The 261-nt window shown below is 49.0% G+C and carries 1 protein-coding gene; it reads left to right on the top strand.

Going from position 1 to position 261, the window contains the following annotated elements:
- Nucleotides 1–261, top strand: a 261-nt coding sequence (locus ACYP03_RS26715) for a lyase family protein (protein WP_459782766.1), incomplete at both ends; no start/stop codon positions are given.

Below are 261 nucleotides of genomic sequence, written 5' to 3' on the forward strand. Positions count from 1 at the left end.
GCGTATCAAAACCATTGAACGCACGACTAACCACGATGTGAAAGCCGTGGAGTACTTCCTGAAAGAAAAAGTGGCTGATCAGCCTGAGCTGCACGCGGTGAATGAATTCATTCACTTTGCCTGTACTTCTGAGGACATCAACAACCTGTCACACGCTCTGATGCTAAAAGAAGCGCGTGAGCAAGTCATGCTGCCTGAAGTGCGTAACGTGATTGACGCCATTAAAGCACTGGCAGCGGAATACCGTGAAGTGCCTCTGTT

Source organism: Photobacterium sp. R1 (assembly GCF_054600795.1).